Annotated in this window: 19 protein-coding genes; 10 read left to right on the top strand and 9 right to left on the bottom strand. The window is 56.9% G+C overall.

Features of this window, described 5'->3' with window-relative positions; translation table 11 throughout:
* Positions 1-3 precede the first annotated feature (3 nt).
* Positions 4-933, top strand: a complete 930-nt coding sequence (locus SynROS8604_RS00175; protein ID WP_186544678.1) for an SDR family oxidoreductase — start codon at positions 4-6, stop codon at positions 931-933.
* On the opposite strand, the gene SynROS8604_RS00170 is transcribed toward SynROS8604_RS00175, so the two are convergent.
* A complete protein-coding gene (locus SynROS8604_RS00170; protein ID WP_038014960.1) occupies positions 896-1,090 on the bottom strand; it encodes a hypothetical protein in 195 nt (64 codons plus the stop codon). The genes SynROS8604_RS00175 and SynROS8604_RS00170 overlap by 38 nt on opposite strands.
* Between SynROS8604_RS00170 and pdxA the strand changes: the two genes are divergently transcribed.
* The gene (pdxA, locus tag SynROS8604_RS00165) at positions 1,089-2,117 is read left to right on the top strand and encodes a 4-hydroxythreonine-4-phosphate dehydrogenase PdxA (RefSeq protein WP_186544677.1); all 1,029 of its coding nucleotides are present in this window, start codon (positions 1,089-1,091) and stop codon (positions 2,115-2,117) included. The two genes, SynROS8604_RS00170 and pdxA, sit on opposite strands and share 2 nt — an antisense overlap.
* Here pdxA and accB read toward each other — a convergent pair.
* Together accB and efp are read right to left on the bottom strand one after the other, a co-directional pair.
* On the bottom strand, positions 2,104-2,583 hold the full coding sequence (accB, locus tag SynROS8604_RS00160) for an acetyl-CoA carboxylase biotin carboxyl carrier protein (RefSeq protein ID WP_115071138.1): 480 nt from the start codon (positions 2,581-2,583) through the stop codon (positions 2,104-2,106). The genes pdxA and accB overlap by 14 nt on opposite strands.
* 2 nt (positions 2,584-2,585) lie before the next feature.
* On the bottom strand, positions 2,586-3,149 hold the full coding sequence (gene efp, locus SynROS8604_RS00155; protein WP_006854987.1) for an elongation factor P: 564 nt from the start codon (positions 3,147-3,149) through the stop codon (positions 2,586-2,588).
* 65 nt (positions 3,150-3,214) lie between these two features.
* On the opposite strand from efp, the gene SynROS8604_RS00150 reads away from it, so the two are divergent.
* The gene (locus tag SynROS8604_RS00150) at positions 3,215-4,288 is read left to right on the top strand and encodes a peptidylprolyl isomerase (protein ID WP_186544676.1); all 1,074 of its coding nucleotides are present in this window, start codon (positions 3,215-3,217) and stop codon (positions 4,286-4,288) included.
* A 7-nt stretch (positions 4,289-4,295) separates the two neighbouring features.
* Positions 4,296-5,276 carry a thiamine-phosphate kinase gene (gene thiL / locus SynROS8604_RS00145; protein WP_186544675.1) on the top strand — a complete coding sequence of 327 codons (981 nt, stop codon included), beginning with the start codon at positions 4,296-4,298 and terminating at the stop codon, positions 5,274-5,276.
* Between the two features lie 65 nt (positions 5,277-5,341).
* On the opposite strand, the gene gap is transcribed toward thiL, so the two are convergent.
* Positions 5,342-6,367 carry a type I glyceraldehyde-3-phosphate dehydrogenase gene (gene gap / locus SynROS8604_RS00140; RefSeq protein WP_006854984.1) on the bottom strand — a complete coding sequence of 342 codons (1,026 nt, stop codon included), beginning with the start codon at positions 6,365-6,367 and terminating at the stop codon, positions 5,342-5,344.
* 167 nt (positions 6,368-6,534) lie between these two features.
* On the opposite strand from gap, the gene murC reads away from it, so the two are divergent.
* Genes murC through SynROS8604_RS00125 form a run of 3 tightly spaced genes read left to right on the top strand, consistent with a single transcriptional unit; the run spans position 6,535 to position 9,266 of the window.
* Entirely contained in the window at positions 6,535-7,986 is a 1,452-nt protein-coding gene (gene murC, locus SynROS8604_RS00135) for a UDP-N-acetylmuramate--L-alanine ligase (RefSeq protein WP_186544674.1), read from the top strand.
* Positions 7,962-8,900: a UDP-N-acetylmuramate dehydrogenase gene (gene murB / locus SynROS8604_RS00130; protein ID WP_186544673.1), complete on the top strand. Its 939-nt coding sequence runs from the start codon at positions 7,962-7,964 to the stop codon at positions 8,898-8,900. The genes murC and murB overlap by 25 nt, the downstream gene beginning before the upstream one ends.
* A 24-nt stretch (positions 8,901-8,924) precedes the next feature.
* The gene (locus SynROS8604_RS00125; protein WP_006854981.1) at positions 8,925-9,266 is read left to right on the top strand and encodes a YbaB/EbfC family nucleoid-associated protein; all 342 of its coding nucleotides are present in this window, start codon (positions 8,925-8,927) and stop codon (positions 9,264-9,266) included.
* On the opposite strand, the gene rsgA is transcribed toward SynROS8604_RS00125, so the two are convergent.
* From rsgA to grpE, 4 genes are read right to left on the bottom strand one after another with little or no spacing between them, the layout of a single operon-like run.
* On the bottom strand, positions 9,241-10,155 hold the full coding sequence (rsgA, locus tag SynROS8604_RS00120) for a ribosome small subunit-dependent GTPase A (protein ID WP_370586532.1): 915 nt from the start codon (positions 10,153-10,155) through the stop codon (positions 9,241-9,243). The two genes, SynROS8604_RS00125 and rsgA, sit on opposite strands and share 26 nt — an antisense overlap.
* Entirely contained in the window at positions 10,142-10,384 is a 243-nt protein-coding gene (locus SynROS8604_RS00115) for a sulfurtransferase TusA family protein (protein WP_186544672.1), read from the bottom strand. The genes rsgA and SynROS8604_RS00115 overlap by 14 nt, the downstream gene beginning before the upstream one ends.
* 3 nt (positions 10,385-10,387) lie before the next feature.
* Positions 10,388-11,518 carry a molecular chaperone DnaJ gene (dnaJ, locus tag SynROS8604_RS00110; protein ID WP_186544671.1) on the bottom strand — a complete coding sequence of 377 codons (1,131 nt, stop codon included), beginning with the start codon at positions 11,516-11,518 and terminating at the stop codon, positions 10,388-10,390.
* 42 nt (positions 11,519-11,560) lie between these two features.
* The gene (gene grpE, locus SynROS8604_RS00105; protein ID WP_255445108.1) at positions 11,561-12,286 is read right to left on the bottom strand and encodes a nucleotide exchange factor GrpE; all 726 of its coding nucleotides are present in this window, start codon (positions 12,284-12,286) and stop codon (positions 11,561-11,563) included.
* A 79-nt stretch (positions 12,287-12,365) separates the two neighbouring features.
* Here grpE and SynROS8604_RS00100 point away from each other — a divergent pair, with 79 nt between their 5' ends.
* From SynROS8604_RS00100 to SynROS8604_RS00090, 3 genes are all read left to right on the top strand, one after another.
* Entirely contained in the window at positions 12,366-14,138 is a 1,773-nt protein-coding gene (locus SynROS8604_RS00100; RefSeq protein WP_370586531.1) for a GspE/PulE family protein, read from the top strand.
* Positions 14,139-14,149: 11 nt separating this feature from the next.
* Positions 14,150-15,223: a type IV pilus twitching motility protein PilT gene (locus SynROS8604_RS00095; protein WP_186544668.1), complete on the top strand. Its 1,074-nt coding sequence runs from the start codon at positions 14,150-14,152 to the stop codon at positions 15,221-15,223.
* Between the two features lie 195 nt (positions 15,224-15,418).
* Complete coding sequence (locus SynROS8604_RS00090; protein ID WP_186545722.1) at positions 15,419-16,693, top strand: type II secretion system F family protein; 1,275 nt, start codon at positions 15,419-15,421, stop codon at positions 16,691-16,693.
* Here SynROS8604_RS00090 and SynROS8604_RS00085 read toward each other — a convergent pair.
* A complete protein-coding gene (locus tag SynROS8604_RS00085) occupies positions 16,668-17,876 on the bottom strand; it encodes an NAD(P)/FAD-dependent oxidoreductase (RefSeq protein WP_370586594.1) in 1,209 nt (402 codons plus the stop codon). The two genes, SynROS8604_RS00090 and SynROS8604_RS00085, sit on opposite strands and share 26 nt — an antisense overlap.
* Positions 17,877-17,909: the final 33 nt, after the last annotated feature.

Genomic DNA, 17,909 nt, shown 5'->3' with positions numbered 1-17,909 from the left:
CTAATGCTGAACGCTCTTGTCAACCGTTGTGTTCCACTCCCGCCGGATGCCACGTTGTGCATCCTCGGCGCTGGATTCAGCGGGGGCCATCTCGCCCAGTTGTCCAAAGCGCTTGGATCAAGGGTGATCTGCACGCGCCGCCGCCCAGAATCCGGCAGCGATGATCTGGCCTTCGACAGCGCCAACGGAATCGTGCCAAGCCACGACGCGCTCGCCTCCGTCACCCATCTGATCAGCACCATCCCACCCAGCAAAGAGGGAACAGATCCCGTGCTGTCGTGCCTGGGAGAGCAGCTGCAGCAGCTGCCCCTGCAATGGGTGGGCTATTTCTCCACCACAGGCGTCTATGGGAATAGCCATGGCAACTGGGTGGATGAAACCCACGAGCCCCAACCCACTCAACGCCGCAGCCAAAAACGGTTGGAGTGTGAGCAGCTTTGGCGCAACAGCGGCCTGCCGGTCCAGATCCTGCGCCTACCAGGGATCTATGGGCCTGGCCGCTCCCCCCTAGCTGCCATCCGCTCAGGCAACCTGACCCCTGTGGATCAACCAGGGCAGATGTTCTGCCGAATCCATGTGGATGACTTAGCAGGAGCCTGCTGGCATCTCATGCATCGCGCCGCAGCAGGACAGCGACCAACGGTGGTGAACATCAGCGACGACAGACCCGCCTCCAGGCTCGAGCTTCAACGGTTTGCCGCTGAACTGTTGGGATGCACCCTCCCAGCAGCGATCCCCTTCAAAGAAGCCCAAGCCAGCATGAGCCCCATGGCACTCTCGTTCTGGGCAGACAACCGCAAAGTGAGCAATGCGCTCTTGCGAGACGAGCTGGGGTACACCTTTTTGCATCCCGATTTTTCATGCGGGCTCAAGGATTGTTTCGATGCGGAAGGCTTCAACGCGATGAATCCTGAACCCGAGGTGGAGCCTTAAGCATCGGCAATTCGTGCAACGGAATCGGCTTGTCTGAATCGGTTTCCGTGAGTCCCGCATCCTCAAACAACCGCTGCCATTGCACTTCAATCCAACCCTTCCGCAACGCCGTTCCCAACCCATAAAGCAATAACCCCAGGAGCAACCAGCGCAGCATGTCCTTCTCTCAACCCTCCCCTGACGCTACCGACCGCCTGGTGATTGCTCTCGGTGATCCTGCTGGAATCGGCATGGAGGTGACCTTGAAAGCCCTCGCCGACCCGCGACTGCCCGAGGAACTGAACCCCCTCATTGTGGGCTGCCGAAAAAGTTTGGAGCAAACGTACGCCAGGCTGAAAACCCAACAGTGCTCCCGACTGATCGATCCCAGCGATCTCGACATGGACGACCTTCCGATCCATGACGAGGTCACGCCTGGGGCAGCGAGCCCTGAAAGCGGGGCAGCCAGTTTTCGCTGGCTGAGCCATGCCGTCTCGCGTGTGAAACAGGAGCAGAGAAGTGCTCTGGTCACAGCACCCATTGCAAAACATGCCTGGCATGCCGCAGGACATGACTATCCGGGCCAAACAGAACGCCTGGCAGAACTCGACGGCGCGCCTCAAGCTTCGATGCTGTTCACAGCCGTCTCACCCAGCCATGGCTGGCGGCTGAACACGCTTCTCGCCACAACGCATATTCCCCTGCAACAGGTTCCCGCTGCACTCACTCCCGAGCTCGTACTCCGCAAGCTGGACGTGCTGAGCGCGTTCTGCCTGAGGTTCAATCCCAACCCACGCCTGCTCGTCGCTGGCCTCAATCCCCACGCTGGAGAACAGGGCCGCCTTGGCAGCGAAGAAACAACCTGGCTGATCCCAGCACTCCACCAGTGGCAGCAGAACCATCCCCACATCCATCTGAGCGGACCGCTGCCTCCTGACACCTGCTGGCTGAGCGCAGCCATGGCCTGGCAGCGGGGAGGCCAACCTGAATCACCCGATGGGATCCTTGCGATGTATCACGACCAAGGCTTGATCCCCATGAAGCTGATGGCCTTCGATGAGGCCGTCAACACCACTCTGGGACTGTCGTTCTTGCGCACCTCGCCAGATCATGGGACCGGCTTCGACATCGCAGGACAAGGAGTGGCGAGATCGACGAGCATGATGGCAGCGATTCGGGCCGCCTGGGACCTCAGCCGGGTTTAACGCGCATCAACACCTGACCAAATTCCACAGGGGTGCCGTTCTCAACAAGGATTTCCACCACCTCACCAGCCAGCTCAGATTCGAGCTCGTTCATCAGCTTCATGGCCTCAAGGATGCAGATCGTTTGACCTACACCGATGCGGGTTCCGATCTCGACGAAAGAAGGTTCTCCTGGCGCCGGAGCTCGGTAGAAGGTGCCAACCATGGGCGCTGTCACCTCCAAGAGGTCTGAGCGAGATCCAGCCGCCGGCGGAGGGGTTCCTGCGGGTAACTCAACAGCAGGACTGTCCTGAGGAGGCGCAACCGGTGCAGACGCCACTGGCGCCAAGGGTGCAGCCACCGTTGTGACAGGAAGGTTGCGACGCACTTCCAAACGGAAGTCGTCTCCCTCGAGGCGGAATTCCTGAATGTCGCTCTCAACGAGAGCGGCAAGCAGGGTGTGAAGCTGATCGTGGTCGAGCTGCATGATTAACCGTTCTCCCGTCCCAGATAGGTGTCGTTGCGAGTATCAACCTTAATTTTTTCGCCGATCGATAAAAACAGGGGAACCATCACCTGAGCACCGGTTTCCAGGATGGCAGGTTTCGTCCCGCCGGTTGCCGTGTCTCCCTTCACACCGGGGTCGGTCTGAGCGATCTCCAACACAACCGAATTCGGCAATTCAACCTCTAAGGGCTTGTCATTCCAGGTGACGACATTCACCTCCATACCCTCCTTGAGATATTTACGACTCTCTCCGATCTGTTTGGCGGTTAGGCGCGTCTCTTCATAGGAGGACATGTCCATGAAGACGAAATCTTCGCCCTCCATGTAGGTGTGTTGAAGCTTCGACTTCTCGAGCACAGCCTGGGGAAGCATCTCTCCAGCCCGAAAAGTTTTCTCCACCACACTGCCGCTTTGGACAGCCTTGAGCTTGGTCCGTACAAACGCAGATCCCTTGCCTGGCTTGACGTGCAGAAACTCGACAACGCGCCAGACAGCTCCATCCAGCTCGATCGTGGTGCCGGTGCGAAAGTCGTTGCTGGAGATCATTCCCGCTGAACGGTTCAGTGGATCATACGGCTGTGCCAAAGTCCTGATAGCACCTGGGGTTCTCCTTGGCTCACCGCCGTCTGACCGCTCTGCTTCTTGCCTGGCTAGCCGCCTTTGGCCTCTGGCTTGCCAAACCGGTATGGGCAGACCTCCCTCAAGGCAATGCCGTACAGGATCCTGCGGCGATCCTGCGCGATTCGTTGCCGATGAATCAAGAGGATCTCCGCGAGCTTCAACATCGGCTGGAATCCACGAGTAACGATTTACGTGCAAAGCGCTGGAGTGCTTTGGGACGCACGGTGAGCCGCACCCAGAAACTGGTGGCCACCAGAGGCAACAGCATTCTTGAAGCCGTTCCTGCAGAGCAACGCAGTCAGGCTGAGTTGCTCCTCAATGAGGTGCGCGCTGACCTGGTCAAGCTTCAAGACGAAACAGATGCCAACGACAGAGATGGATTCATCCAGATCCGTCGTGACACTCTGAGCCGAGTCGGTGATCTCGAAGCCCTGCTGATCGACGATCGTCTGCCTGACATCCCCTCCGAATTCGATGCCCTGCCAAGGCTTGCTGGTCGGGCAACCGTGGTGATCGAAACAACCCAGGGAAACCTCACCGCCGTTGTGGACGGCTACAACGCCCCTCTCACAGCAGGCGCTTTTATCGATCTCAGCCTGAAGGGCTTTTATGACGGTCTCCCTTTCAACCGCGCTGAAGATTTCTACATCCTTCAGACCGGAGACCCGGAAGGTCCAGACATCGGCTACGTCGACCCAAAAACCAAAGAGGAACGCCACGTTCCCCTAGAGATTCGCGTTCCAGACGAAACCGACACCCTCTACAACGAAACCTTCGAGGACGTTGGTCTGTTCAAAGCAGCAGCCGTGCTTCCTTTTTCCACCCTCGGGACTCTGGGCTGGGCCCATTCCGACCAAGCCCTTGATGATGGGTCGTCGCAATTCTTCCTGTTCCTTTACGAAGCAGAACTCACGCCTGCTGGCCTCAACCTCGTGGACGGGCGCAATGCCGCCTTTGGCTACGTGGTGGATGGCTTTGACGTTCTCGAAGAGCTGGGCGTTGACGATGGAATTAAACGCATCCAAGTGATCGAAGGCGCCGATCGACTGCAAGATCACGCCTGACGCTGCCGTGAGCATCACGCTGGCTGAACTCGGAGAAGCGGAGCTGCTGGACCGTCTGGCCCGCTTTGCTCCCCCCGGCCAGCTCAACGACGACACAGCCTTGCTTCCACCTGATTCCAGGGCTCTGCTCGTGAACACCGACGTCATGGTGGAAGGTGTTCATTTCAGCGATGCCACCACCGCCCCCGCCGATGTGGGTTGGCGTGCCGTTGTCGCCAACCTGTCTGATCTAGCGGCCAGCGGCTCCGAGCAGGTGGAGGGGATCACGGTGGGCTTGGTAGCCCCAGGAACCACATCCTGGTGGTGGGTCGAACAGGTGTATCAAGGCATCTCAGAAGCACTCGAGCACTTTGGTGGAACTCTGCTGGGAGGTGACTGCAGCACCGGAAACCAACGACTGCTCTCCATCAGTGCCTTTGCACGGGTCGGACCGTTGCGACTGCATCGAGCACAGGCCCAACCGGGTGATCTGCTGATGAGCAGCGGCCCCCATGGACTGAGCCGACTTGGCCTGGCACTCCTGCAAGACACACCGCTCCCCAGCGCACGCTCCCTTCCACTCACACTGAAAGAGCAAGCGATTCGATGCCACCAGCGCCCATGGCCAAGGTTTGATGCCCTTCAGACCCTGATGGCCTGCAAACCCGACCATCTTCCCTGGCGAGCCGGTGGGACCGATAGCAGCGATGGCCTGCTTGCTGCCGTGACCGGTCTCTGTCGAAGCAGTGACTGCGGCGCTGTTCTGCGCAGAGAGACTCTCCCACGCGCCGCTGCCTGGCCCTGTGACGGCCCATGGGATCGCTGGTGCCTCAGTGGAGGGGAAGATTTCGAACTCGTGCTCAGCCTGCCTCCTGCGTGGGCTGAATCCTGGACACAGCATCAGCCTGGAAGTCATTGCTTCGGAGCCATCACGGCCGACAAAGGCAAGATCCTCTGGGCCGACGATGGTGCGCTGCTCCAGCCATCAGGGTTCTCCCATTACGGCTGATCCAGCGCATAAAAAACCCTCCCCAAAGGGAGGGCTGGAGATGAAGGCGATCCTGAAGCTGAGGGTTACTTCCAACCTTTGGCAACAACCTCAGCCAAGTCGACGACGCGCTGGCTGTAGCCCCACTCGTTGTCGTACCAAGCAAGAATTTTCACAGCTTTGTCACCCATGGCGTAGGTGAGATCGGCATCAAAGATGGTTGATTCGTTCGTGCCGGCGTAATCGGTGGAAACGAGGGGCAAGTCGCTGTACTTGATGATTCCCTTCATGCCATTTTCCGAGGCACTCTTCATCACTGCTTTGACATCTTCAACCGATGGGCCTTTGGAGGTTCCGAAGGTGAGATCAACAGCGGACACGTTGGGAGTGGGAACGCGCATGGCGAAGCCGGTGAGCTTGCCCTTCACCTCGGGGTAAACCAGGGCGACAGCCTTGGCTGCGCCGGTTGTGGTTGGCACCATGTTGAGGGCAGCTGCACGGGCACGACGCAAGTCGCGGTGGCTGTTGTCCAGGATTCTCTGGTCACCGGTGTAGCTGTGAATGGTGGTCATCAAACCCCATTCCATGCCGAAGTTCTGATCCAGAACTTTGACGATGGGCGCCAGGCAGTTGGTGGTGCAACTGGCGTTGCTGAGGATGTCCCAATCTTCGTGGCGGTACTGATCGTCGTTGACTCCAACCACGAATGTGCCGACCCCAGCACCCTTACCAGGAGCGGTGAGAATCACCTTCTTGGCACCAGCCTGGATGTGCATGCTGGCCTTCTCATCGGTGTTGAACACACCGGTGGATTCGATCACCAGATCCACACCCCATTCCTTCCAGGGGCAATTGAGGGGGTTGCGATCGGCGAAGAATTTGATTTCCTTACCATTGATGAACATGGAGTCATCAGTAGTTTTGATGTCCACTGATGGATCCAGACGACCCAAAATCGAGTCGTAGGTGAGCAGGTGGGCGCTGGTCTTGGGATCAGACGTGGAGTTCATGCCCACAATTTCCAGACCAGTGTCAGCACCGCGACTGATCCAACCTCGCAGCACATTGCGACCAATTCGGCCGAATCCATTGATGGCAACGCGCAAGGTCATGGCAGAAATAAAGCGGTCTTACCGCGTAGGGGTTTTGGCCGCAGATCATACAGAATTTATTTGGAAAAACCACCTATTGATCTGGCCGAAAAATTCAAGCGAATGAGCTTCGGGCAGTTGGCCACAAGGAAAACCTGGATTATCGTTTGTCTTCACGTTGACTCCCCTTGGCCGATTCGATCCAATCCCAGAAGCACATTCACTTCATTGGGATGGGCGGCATCGGTATGTCGGCCTTGGCCCTGATTCTTGCGGAACGAGGCCATTCCGTGAGCGGATCCGATCGCAAACTCACACCTGCCATGCAGGCGCTTGAGACGAAAGCACTCGCCCTTTTCGAAAGCCAGGTTTCCAACAATTTCACCCACCTCAGCGCGCGAGGCATTAATGCGCCCTTGGTGGTGGTCAGTACGGCCATTCCCAGCACCAATCCAGAACTGATCGAAGCGCGACGTTTGGATTTAACGATTTGGCATCGCTCCGACCTTCTGGCCTGGTTGATCGAACAACAACCTGCAATCGCTGTGGCCGGTAGCCATGGAAAAACCACCACAAGTACCGTGGTGACCACGCTTCTTGCCACCGTTGGCGAAGATCCCACCGCCGTCATTGGTGGTGTTGTTCCCTGTTATGGCAGCAACGGTCACAGCGGAAACGGTCGTCTGCTGGTGGCTGAGGCAGACGAATCGGATGGATCCCTGGTGAAGTTCAAGGCCAGCCTCGGGATGATCACCAATCTCGAACTGGACCATACGGACCATTACCGCAATCTCGACGACCTGATCGAGACGATGAAAACTTTTGGCCGAAGCTGCAAACGCCTGCTGATCAATCAAGACGATCCGATTCTTCAAGAACACTTTCAAGCCGATGCCTGTTGGTCTGTTCACCACTGCGAAACAGCCGATTACGCCGCTTTGCCTGTGCAACTTGATGGGGATCGCACCATCGCCGACTACTACGAGCAAGGGCAACGGATGGGTCGAATCACCCTTCCCCTGCCTGGTCTGCACAACCTGAGCAACGTGGTGGCGGCCTTAGCGGCCTGCCGCATGGAAGGTGTTCCCTTGGAGCCCCTTCTGTCGGCTGTGACAGAACTGCGTTCACCAGGTCGCCGCTTTGATTTCCGTGGGGAGTGGCAAAACCGACAAGTGGTGGATGACTATGCCCATCACCCCAGCGAAGTTCAGGCCACTCTGACCATGGCCCAACTGATGGTGCAAAGCGGCCGAAGCCCACTACCTCGCACACCCCAACGCCTTCTCGCTGTTTTCCAACCGCACCGCTACAGCCGGACTCAAGAATTTCTCAACGCGTTTGCCCAGGCACTCTTGTCCGCTGACGCCCTCGTTCTTGCGCCGATTTATGGCGCCGGTGAACAACCGATCGAGGGCATCAATAGTGAGCTTCTGGCACGCTCCATTCGGCTGATGGATCCCCATCAACCCGTCTTTGTGGCCAACACGATGGAAGAGCTCACAGGACTGGTGATGCAGCACAGTCAGCCTGAAGACTTGATTTTGGCGATGGGCGCTGGTGATGTGAACAGTCTCTGGGACCGTCTGTCCCAGAAAGGAATTGGAGGAGAGGCGTCATGTTCACCGGCGATCGCAGCCTGAATGCCCTTCTCGAGTCTGGGGTTCTCCAACAGCAGGTGTCCCTCGCGAACTACACCACTTGGCGGGTGGGAGGTCCAGCGCAATGGTTGGCCGAGCCCAACGATGCTGAACAATGTCTCGCGCTTCTCCAGTGGGCCCAAACGGAAGGGCTCACCACCCGAGTGATTGGAGCCGGATCAAACCTGCTGATTGCTGACGCTGGTCTTCCAGGTCTCACTTTGTGCTTACGCCGCCTGCAAGGCAGCCAACTGGATGCCGAATCAGGGCAGGTGAAGGCTTTGGCGGGTGAACCGCTTCCCACGCTTGCCAGGCGCGCGGCCAGACTCGGCTTGCATGGGCTGGAATGGGCCGTTGGTATCCCTGGAACCGTGGGAGGGGCCGCGGCCATGAACGCAGGAGCTCAGGGCGGCTCCACAGCCGACTCGCTGACCTACGTGGAGGTGATCGATCGATCGCTAACGGACGCGGTGAAGACCACCACGATGCTCAGCAACGCCGAGCTCGCCTACGACTACCGACACAGCCTTCTTCAAGGCAGCGAACACTTAGTGATTGCGGCGCAGTTCCAATTAGAGCCAGGCCACGACGCCAAGGAGTTGATGAGAAAGACCAGTGGCAACCTCAGTCATCGCACCACCACCCAGCCGTACCAATGGCCAAGCTGCGGAAGTGTGTTCCGCAACCCAGAGCCCGAAAAAGCTGGTCAGCTCATCGAAGGCTTAGGGCTCAAGGGGAAACGCATCGGAGGCGCCGAGGTCTCACCGGTGCATGCCAATTTCATCGTCAACGTTGGTGATGCCACGGCCGATGACATCCGCACCTTGATCGACTTCGTGCAGAACGAAGTGGAGCGAATACACGGAATCACCTTGCATCCTGAAGTGAAACGCCTGGGCTTTCAAACGACCGATTAGCCTTCGCATCACTTCATTGGCGTCATGGCAGGGTTTGGACTTCCCAATTTCGGACAGCTCACCGAGGCCTTCCGAAAGGCTCAACAAATCCAGCAAGACGCGCAGAAACTGCAAGAAGAACTCGATGCCATGGAGATCGAGGGCAACAGTGAAGACGGTCGAGCCAGTATCTGGTTATCTGGCAATCAACAACCCTTGAGGGTGCGGCTGGATCCAACCCTGCTGAGCGAAGGACAGGAAGCCACAGAAGCCGCCACACTCGCGGCTTTGCAATCCGCCTATGAACGCTCCACCGGCACGATGAAAGAACGCATGGAAGAACTCACTGGCGGACTCAATCTCAACCTCCCCGGGATGGGCGGCTAAGACCTAGAAGTTCCTCTACGGCTCGCCTGTAGATCGGGTATCTCTCCCAATCGCGCGTGACTCCGCATCCAGGTTCTTCACGATGCAAACAATCCCGAAAACGGCAAGGATGATGCTCGAGTTGCGCGCGTAATTCCGGAAACAGCACCTCAAGATTTCTGGGGTCATCTGGCAACTCTGGCCGGTTGAAACCGGGAGTATCAGCAACGCGTGCATCAGCGCCCAAGCGATGCAACTCCACATGCCGCGTGGTGTGACGTCCCCGCTGTAACCGTCCGGAAACGGCGCCGATCCGCAGTTCGAGCTCAGGGATCAGGGCATTCAGCAAGGAGCTCTTGCCAACGCCTGAGGGCCCACAAAGCACAGAAAGAGGCGATCCAGCAAGACGTTCTTTCAACTTGGAGAGCCCAAGGCCGTTGCTCGTCGACACCAATAAAGGGGGATACCCCCAGGCATACAGGCGCATGCGCAGGGTCTCTAATGCCTCCGGCTCTAAGAGATCTGTTTTCGTGAGAACCAGCTGCACAACAAGTGACGTTCGCTCTGCTGTCAACAAAAAACGACTGGCCTGATCGGGATCAAACGCTGGTTGGTCCACGGCCAATGCCACGACCACCGTGGTGGCATTGGCGACAGGCGGGCGTGTCAGAAAACTGAAGCGAGGTTCCACATCAGCGACCACCGCACGGGCATGGCTCACATCAATGGCTTCTACCCTGACCCGATCTCCGACAAAAACAGCCTCGCCGCGATGACTCAAACGCGTGCGCCGCGTGCAAAGCAGTCGTGAGGGAATCAACTCGGAAACCTGATCTAGCTCCACCTCCAAGTAGTTGGCCTGGAGCGCCACAACCATGCCGGACTGAGCCGGCTGATCAACCACCACCACACACCACCTGAAGACGCACCCAATCCTTGGCTTGGTCGATCACCTCCACCTGATGACCATCCCGAGTGAGCCCCGGTATCACCATCTCCTCAGGCTCACCCCGATCGAGATCAACCTGAAAATGCTGCCCGGGGCCCATGGCCTCCAAGGCCAAACGACAACGAATGAAATTGATTGGACAGGGGGTGCCCCTTAGATCCAGATAATGATCGGAGGGGGCGTCACGCATCCGTCAGCGTTGCCCGAAGAGTCGGGCAAACAGACCGCTTTTATGGTGGTGGTGCTGCTCACCACGGGCTGAATGGTGTCCAGCCAGATCTTCAAGAAGACCGCGTTCCTCATCGTTGAGACGGGTCGGCAAGGTCACCGTGACAGAGATGCGCTGGTGACCACGGGCCACCGGATTGCCCAGCTTGGGAATGCCCTTGTTTTCAAGGGTTAACACGGAATTGGGCTGGGTACCGGCTGGAATCTCCAGCGATTCAGGTCCATCCACAGTTTCCACCTCAATGGTGTCGCCAAGGATCGCCTGCAGGTAACTCACCTTCACTTCCGAAAGGACGGTGAGCCCGTCGCGCCTCAAGCTCGGATGGGATTTAACCGTGAGGAACACATACAAATCGCCTGACGGACCACCACGCAGGCCGGCATTGCCCTCACCAGACACCCGCAATCGGGTGCCTGTATCGACACCAGCGGGAATGTTGATGCGCAATTTCTTACGGACTTGCGTGACCCCTTGACCACCACAGGAACTGCAGGGATCAGCAATCACCTGTCCCGTGCCATTACAACTGGGGCATTCAGCCACCTGCTCAAAATTCCCAAATGGCGTCCGCGTGGCGCGACGCACCTGCCCAACTCCGCCACAGGTGGTACAGGTGGTGGGACCACTGCCCGCTTTGGCACCGCTGCCACCACAGGTGGTGCAGGTCTCGAGGTGGGGGATGCGAATCTCCCTCTCTTGGCCAAAGACAGCCTGAGCAAAATCAATCGTCAGGTCGTAGCGGAGGTCGTCCCCCTGTTGAGGCCCACGCCTGCGCTGACGACCGGCGCCACCTGCAGCACCACCAAACCCACTAAAGAAGGTTTCGAAGATATCCGCAAAACCACCCATATCGCCCATGTCGGGCATGCCACCGCCACCACCGAGCCCGGCCTCACCGAACTGGTCATATCTCCCGCGGGTTTGGGGATCACTCAGCACCTCGTAGGCGCGACCAATCTCCTTGAAGCGATCTTCCGCTCCAGCGTCCTTATTGATATCGGGGTGATATTGGCGAGCCATCCGCCTGTAAGCGCGCTTCAGGGTGTCGGCATCTGCATCCCTGCTAACGCCAAGGAGGTCGTAGTAATCGGCCATCAGCTCGTCATTCCGCTGCGCACACTAGGCATAAGTTTTGAATCATTCGCTCGCCTCGGCCGTCGAGGTGCCGTCATCTCCTTGGGCTGGTGCACTATCACCGCCCTCAGTTCCAAGGGCAGCTGGATCTGACTGCTGAGGTCCAGGTCCCATCGACACCTTGACCAGAGCGTGTCGCAAGACCTTGCCGCTGAGGTGATAACCACGCTGCAATTCTTCAACCACTACGTCTTCTGGATGTTCGTCACTGGGTTCGCGCAGCACCGCTTCATGAAGGCTGGGGTCGAACTCTTGACCAACCACCCGCATCGGGGCCACACCCAATTGCTTGAGAACGTCAACGAGTTGCTTGTAGAGACCCTGATAGCTGCGGTGCAGCGATTGCGCTTCTTCTCCTTGGGGATCAAGTTGCTGACGAGCGCGTTCGAAGTTATCAACCACAGGCAGAATTTCACTCAAGGTGCTGCAGGTGATCTGCAGCTTCAGATCGTCCTGATCCCGGCTCTGACGCTTGCGGAAATTGTCAAAGTCGGCCGCGATGCGCACGTACTGAGCATTCAGGGTTTCGTGTTCTTGGCGGAGGGTGCTGTGCTCGCGCTCCAGTTGCTCAAGCCGCGCTTCATTGGTCTGCTCAGAGGGAGCTCCCTCTGAAACAGCGTCGGGAGAAGCAGCGCCGGGGGTTTCCTCGACAGAGGGAGTGGGGTCCTGCTGGGCTTCGGGAACATCCGATGCCGATTCGTTAGCCGGGATGGAAGCGTCGCCGCTCATGCTGACCAGATGCGAAATCACGTCTAGACATGTTGAAGGGTCACACGGACCCACCACAAGCGCGGAAAGCCGAATCAGCATGAGCGCCGACTTCAACCGAATGCCCCTGCCGCCTGCTCTGCCGGCAAAGCTGATTTCAGAAGCAGAGCTCGCCGCTGGAGAAGCACTTCTGCAATCAGGGAAGGTTTTGGACCTGGAAACCTGGAAACAACTTCAAGCGCTCCCCATTCATCTCAGCGTCGACACCCTCATGGTGGCCATCGCAAGCAGCAGCAACCGAGAGAATCGTGAACAACTCAAGCAGATTTTAAGAAGCCATGGCTATATCTCCAAGCTCGTCCTTGCCAATGCAGCGGATCTAAAGCGGATTCTTGATCCACAATCAGTGGACTCAAATTCGAAGATCAATCAAGCATCAGTTAGCGAAACAGCTAAATCCTTTCTCGATGGATTTGATGTTGAAGGAATTTTGAATGCCGATCCAGATGAAGCAGAAATTCAAAGTAATTCAGCCTCATCACTTGACGTCGACCCATCAAGTACTGATCAGTCGCCGATTATCACTTTAGTTGATCGTATCTTAGCAAAGGCATTAGACATGAATGCCAGTGATATCCATGTAGAACCACAATATTCAGGATTACAAATAAGATTCAGGAAGGATGGAGTCCTGACAAACTTAACGCAACCACTACCCACTAAATTAATTCCAGCCATTACCTCTCGTTTCAAGATCATGGCCGATCTTGATATCGCTGAACGGAGGCAAGCACAGGATGGACGTATCCGTAGAAACTACAAAGAACGAACCGTTGACTTCCGAGTCAACAGTCTTCCCAGCCGCTACGGGGAAAAGATTTGCCTGCGCTTACTCGATAGCCAATCCACTCAATTAGGGCTGGATAAACTCATTTCCAATCCCACCACACTCGAGCTTGTGCGAACCCTTGGCTCCAAACCATTCGGGATGATTCTTGTGACCGGTCCAACAGGATCTGGTAAATCCACAACTCTCTATTCCTTGTTAGCGGAACGCAACGAACCTGGGATCAATATCTCCACCGTAGAAGATCCCATTGAATACACATTGCCTGGTATTACCCAATGTCAGGTGAATCGTGAGAAAGGCTTTGACTTCAGCACTGCTCTTCGCGCCTTCATGCGCCAGGACCCAGATGTGCTGTTAGTGGGTGAGACCCGTGATCAAGAAACAGCAAAAACTGCCATCGAAGCAGCTCTGACAGGACATCTGGTCTTAACCACCCTGCACTGCAACGATGCCCCGAGCGCCATCGCCCGCCTCGACGAAATGGGCGTTGAACCATTCATGGTGAGCGCATCCTTGCTTGGCATCGTCTCCCAACGCTTACTCAGGCGCGTCTGCAGCGATTGCCGTATCCCTTATCACCCCGATTCCCAAAAGCTGGGACGCTTTGGCCTGCTAACGAGCCATGAAGGCGATGTCACCTTTTTCAAAGCCAAACACCACGAAAGACAACAATCGGCATGCCCTCGATGCCAGGGCACGGGTTACAAGGGCCGTATCGGTGTGTACGAAGTGCTTCGCATGAATGAAGCGCTGGCGGCATCCGTCGCCAAAGGCGCTACCACTGATCTCGTCCGCCAGTTGGCACTCGAAGCAGGTATGAAAACCTTGCTCGGCTACAGCCTTGATCTCGTCCGCGAAGGTCACACCACCCTGGAAGAGGTGGACCGGATGGTGTTGACAGATGCAGGGCTGGAATCGGAACAACGAGCCAGGGCCCTTAGCACTATCACTTGCCGGGGATGTGGTGGCGGACTGCAAGAAGGTTGGCTGGAATGCCTGTATTGCCTGACACCGCGTCAGTAAGAGCTCCGAGCATGGAACCAATGATCGAAGACCTGATGGAACAACTGGTGAATGGAGGTGGAAGCGACCTCCACATCGCCAGCGGTCAACCGCCCTATGGCCGATTCAGCGGCGAACTGCGACCGATGCAGGAGGAAGCACTCAGTGAAGAAGGCTGCAACCGCCTGATCTTCTCCATGCTCAATAACAGCCAACGCAAAACGCTGGAACAAACGTGGGAGCTGGATTGCGCGTATGGATTGAAAGGGGTCGCCCGTTTTCGCGTGAATGTTTACCGGCAGAAAGGCAGCTACGCCGCCTGCTTGCGTGCTCTTGGAAGCAAAATCCCCGGCGTTGAATTGCTGAATCTGCCTCCCGTCGTGGTGGAAACCAGCAAACGTCCCCGTGGTCTTGTCCTGGTCACGGGTCCGACTGGCTCCGGCAAAACCACCACCCTCGCAGCGCTTCTCGATCACATCAATCACACGAGGGCTGAGCACATCCTCACCATCGAAGATCCGATCGAATTTGTGTACAACAGTGATCTGAGCTTGGTGCATCAACGCCAACTCAACGAGGACACGCGCAGTTTTGCCAATGCTCTGCGCGCTGCACTGCGCGAAGACCCAGACGTGATCTTGGTGGGTGAAATGCGCGATCTCGAAACGATTCAACTAGCGATCAGCGCTGCTGAAACCGGGCATTTGGTGTTTGGGACCCTGCACACCAGTTCCGCGGCGCAGACCGTGGATCGGATGGTGGATGTGTTTCCACCTGGCCAGCAAACTCAAATCCGCGTGCAGCTCTCAGGAAGCCTGACTGCTGTGTTCTCTCAGACACTCTGCAAACGCCAAAATCCTGCCCCTGGGCAGTTCGGTCGCGTGATGGCTCAAGAAATCATGATCAACACTCCAGCCATCGCCAATTTGATCCGTGAAGGCAAAACAGCTCAGCTGTATTCCCAAATACAAACTGGCGGCGAACGCGGCATGCAAACCCTTGAGAGAGCCCTTGCCGATTTAGTTCACAAGGGCGAGATCAGCCTTGATGAAGGGCGCAGCAAAGCAAGCAAACCCGCTGAACTAGATCGCCTGATGAACAATTAAATCGGCGTTCATCGCATGGGTTCTTTCACTGCTATTTACACCTCAGCTACAGGCCAACCACGCACGGTCACGGTCAAAGCAAACGATGCTGTTTCGGCCCGTCGTCAGCTACGGCGGCGAGGCATTAAAGCGGAAGCGCTACGCCAAGAAACAGACAAAGGGAAAACAAAGCCTGATGAAACCATCGCTCGTTGCATGGTTTCTTTCACCGCTACATACACCTCGGGCACAGGCCAACCACGCACGGTCACGGTCAAAGCAAACGATGCTGTTTCGGCCCGTCGTCAGCTACGGCGGCGAGGCATTAAAGCGGAAGAGCTGCGCCAAGAGGCAGACAGAGGAAAAGACAAAGCCAAGGGCGAGTCCAAAACCGCAGGAGGGAGCTCGTCAGCCGGTTGGCTGTCGATGAATCTAGGCGAAGCGTTCCAGAAACCACCCGGGGTCAAAGAAAAGGCCATTTGGGCCAGCAAGCTGGCAGCACTCGTGGATGCAGGGGTGCCGATTGTGCGCAGCCTCGATCTCATGGCCACGCAGCAAAAGCTTCCAATGTTTAAAAAAGCTCTCACCAGCGTGGGACTTGAGGTGAATCAGGGCACGGCGATGGCAGCAGCGATGCGGCGATGGCCCAAGGTGTTTGATCAGCTCACCATTGCCATGGTGGAGGCGGGGGAAGCCGGTGGTGTTCTGGATGAATCTCTCAAACGCCTCGCCAAGCTGTTGGAAGACAATGCCAGACTCCAAAACCAAATCAAAGGGGCGTTGGGTTACCCCGTTGCGGTGTTGGTGATCGCCATTTTGGTGTTTTTAGGAATGACGATCTTCTTGATTCCCACCTTTGCCGGAATTTTTGAAGACTTAGGAGCCGAATTACCATTATTTACGCAATTGATGGTGGATTTAAGCGCCTTGCTTCGCTCCTCCGCCTCCCTCGTGTTTGCTGGCGTTCTTATGCTGGGCGTATGGATGATCGCCCGTTATTACAACACCCATAAAGGCCGCAGAGTGCTCGACAAACTAATGCTCAAGCTACCGTTATTTGGTGATCTCATCATGAAAACAGCCACCGCTCAGTTTTGCAGAATCTTCAGCTCACTGACCCGTGCTGGTGTTCCAATCCTGATGTCAATGGAGATCTCTAGTGAAACCGCTGGCAACTCGATCGTCTCTGACGCCATCCTTGATTCACGCACCCTGGTGCAAGAAGGTGTGTTGCTGAGCACAGCTTTGACCCGCCAAAAGGTCTTGCCAGACATGGCGCTGAGCATGCTCTCCATTGGTGAGGAAACGGGTGAAATGGACCGAATGCTGAGCAAAGTGGCCGACTTTTATGAAGACGAAGTGTCAGCAACCGTGAAGGCACTCACATCGATGTTGGAGCCAGCAATGATTGTCGTTGTTGGAGGAATCGTGGGGTCAATCCTGCTGGCGATGTACTTACCGATGTTTACGGTGTTTGATCAGATTCAGTAAGAAAAGAAGTAGCGATTGCCTCACCGGCCAACCAGCCGCCGCTCCAACAGGCCTGAAAATTAAAGCCTCCAGTGACCCCATCCACATCCAGTAATTCACCCGCTAAATACAACCCAGCACAACGCCGACTTTCCATGGTCGCTAAGTTCACCTCGCCCAGATCAACGCCACCCGCGGTCACAAATTCTTCCCCAAACGGGCCGCGGCCCTGAATCGATAATCGCTGCGCGCAAAGCGTTTCCACCAACAGTCGTTCCGCCTTCGCTGGAAGATCCGCCCAACGCCGTTCCACATCCACACCCGCCTGCATCAAAAAAGCAAGCCAAAGACGCCGCGGCAGATGCTCAAACGGCTTGGCAACCACCACCGTGCGACGCGCCTGCTCAAGGCGCGCCTGCTGCAGCTTGTTCTGAACAAGCTCGCGACCCAATCCGCCGCTCCAATCCACCCGCAATTCACCCTGGTAACAACTGGCATGGAGGGCCCTTGCTGCAAACGCGGTGAGCCGCAATACGGCAGGCCCACTTACACCCCGATGGGTCAACAGCACCCGGCCCGTCTGACGGAAGCGCTGATCACCAACCCTTAAATCCAAGCTCACGTCATCGAGGGCAATGCCGCTGCATGCCGTCAAAGCAGGAGCCTGCAATCTCAGGCTGAACAGCGACGGCACCGGCGGCACAATCGTGTGACCTAAATCCTGGGCAAGACGCCGGCCACTGGGATGGCCACCACTGGCCAGCAACACCCGCTTGGCCTGATGAAGGGCAGAGCGTTGATCGGAGATTTGAAATCCACCACCCTCCGAGCAGCTGAGTTGCCGCACAGCAGATCCGCACTTGATCTTCACTCCTGCAGCTAAGGCAGCCCGCCTCAGGCACTCCACCACCGCCTCGGAGCAATTCTGCTCAGGAAACATCCGTCCATCGGACTCTTCCACAAGCGTGAGTCCGTGCTCGTCGAACCAAGCAATCGAATCTCCGCACGCAAACTTACTGAAGGGACCCCTCAATGGCCTGCTTCCCCGGGGGTAGTGACCCACGAGCTCCATGGGATCCCAGCAAGCGTGCGTCACGTTGCAACGACCACCACCGCTGATGCGCACTTTGGTGAGCACTTCAGGGGTGGCCTCCAAGATCAGAACATCTCGAACTCCTCGTTCGGCGGCGGTGATCGCTGCCATAAAGCCGGCAGGCCCACCACCGATCACGATTAG

It is taken from the genome of Synechococcus sp. ROS8604 (genome assembly GCF_014279655.1).
GTDB lineage: Bacteria > Cyanobacteriota > Cyanobacteriia > PCC-6307 > Cyanobiaceae > Synechococcus_C.
The sequence above is the reverse complement of the archived record's forward strand: the minus strand, read 5'-3'. Positions and strand labels throughout refer to the sequence as shown.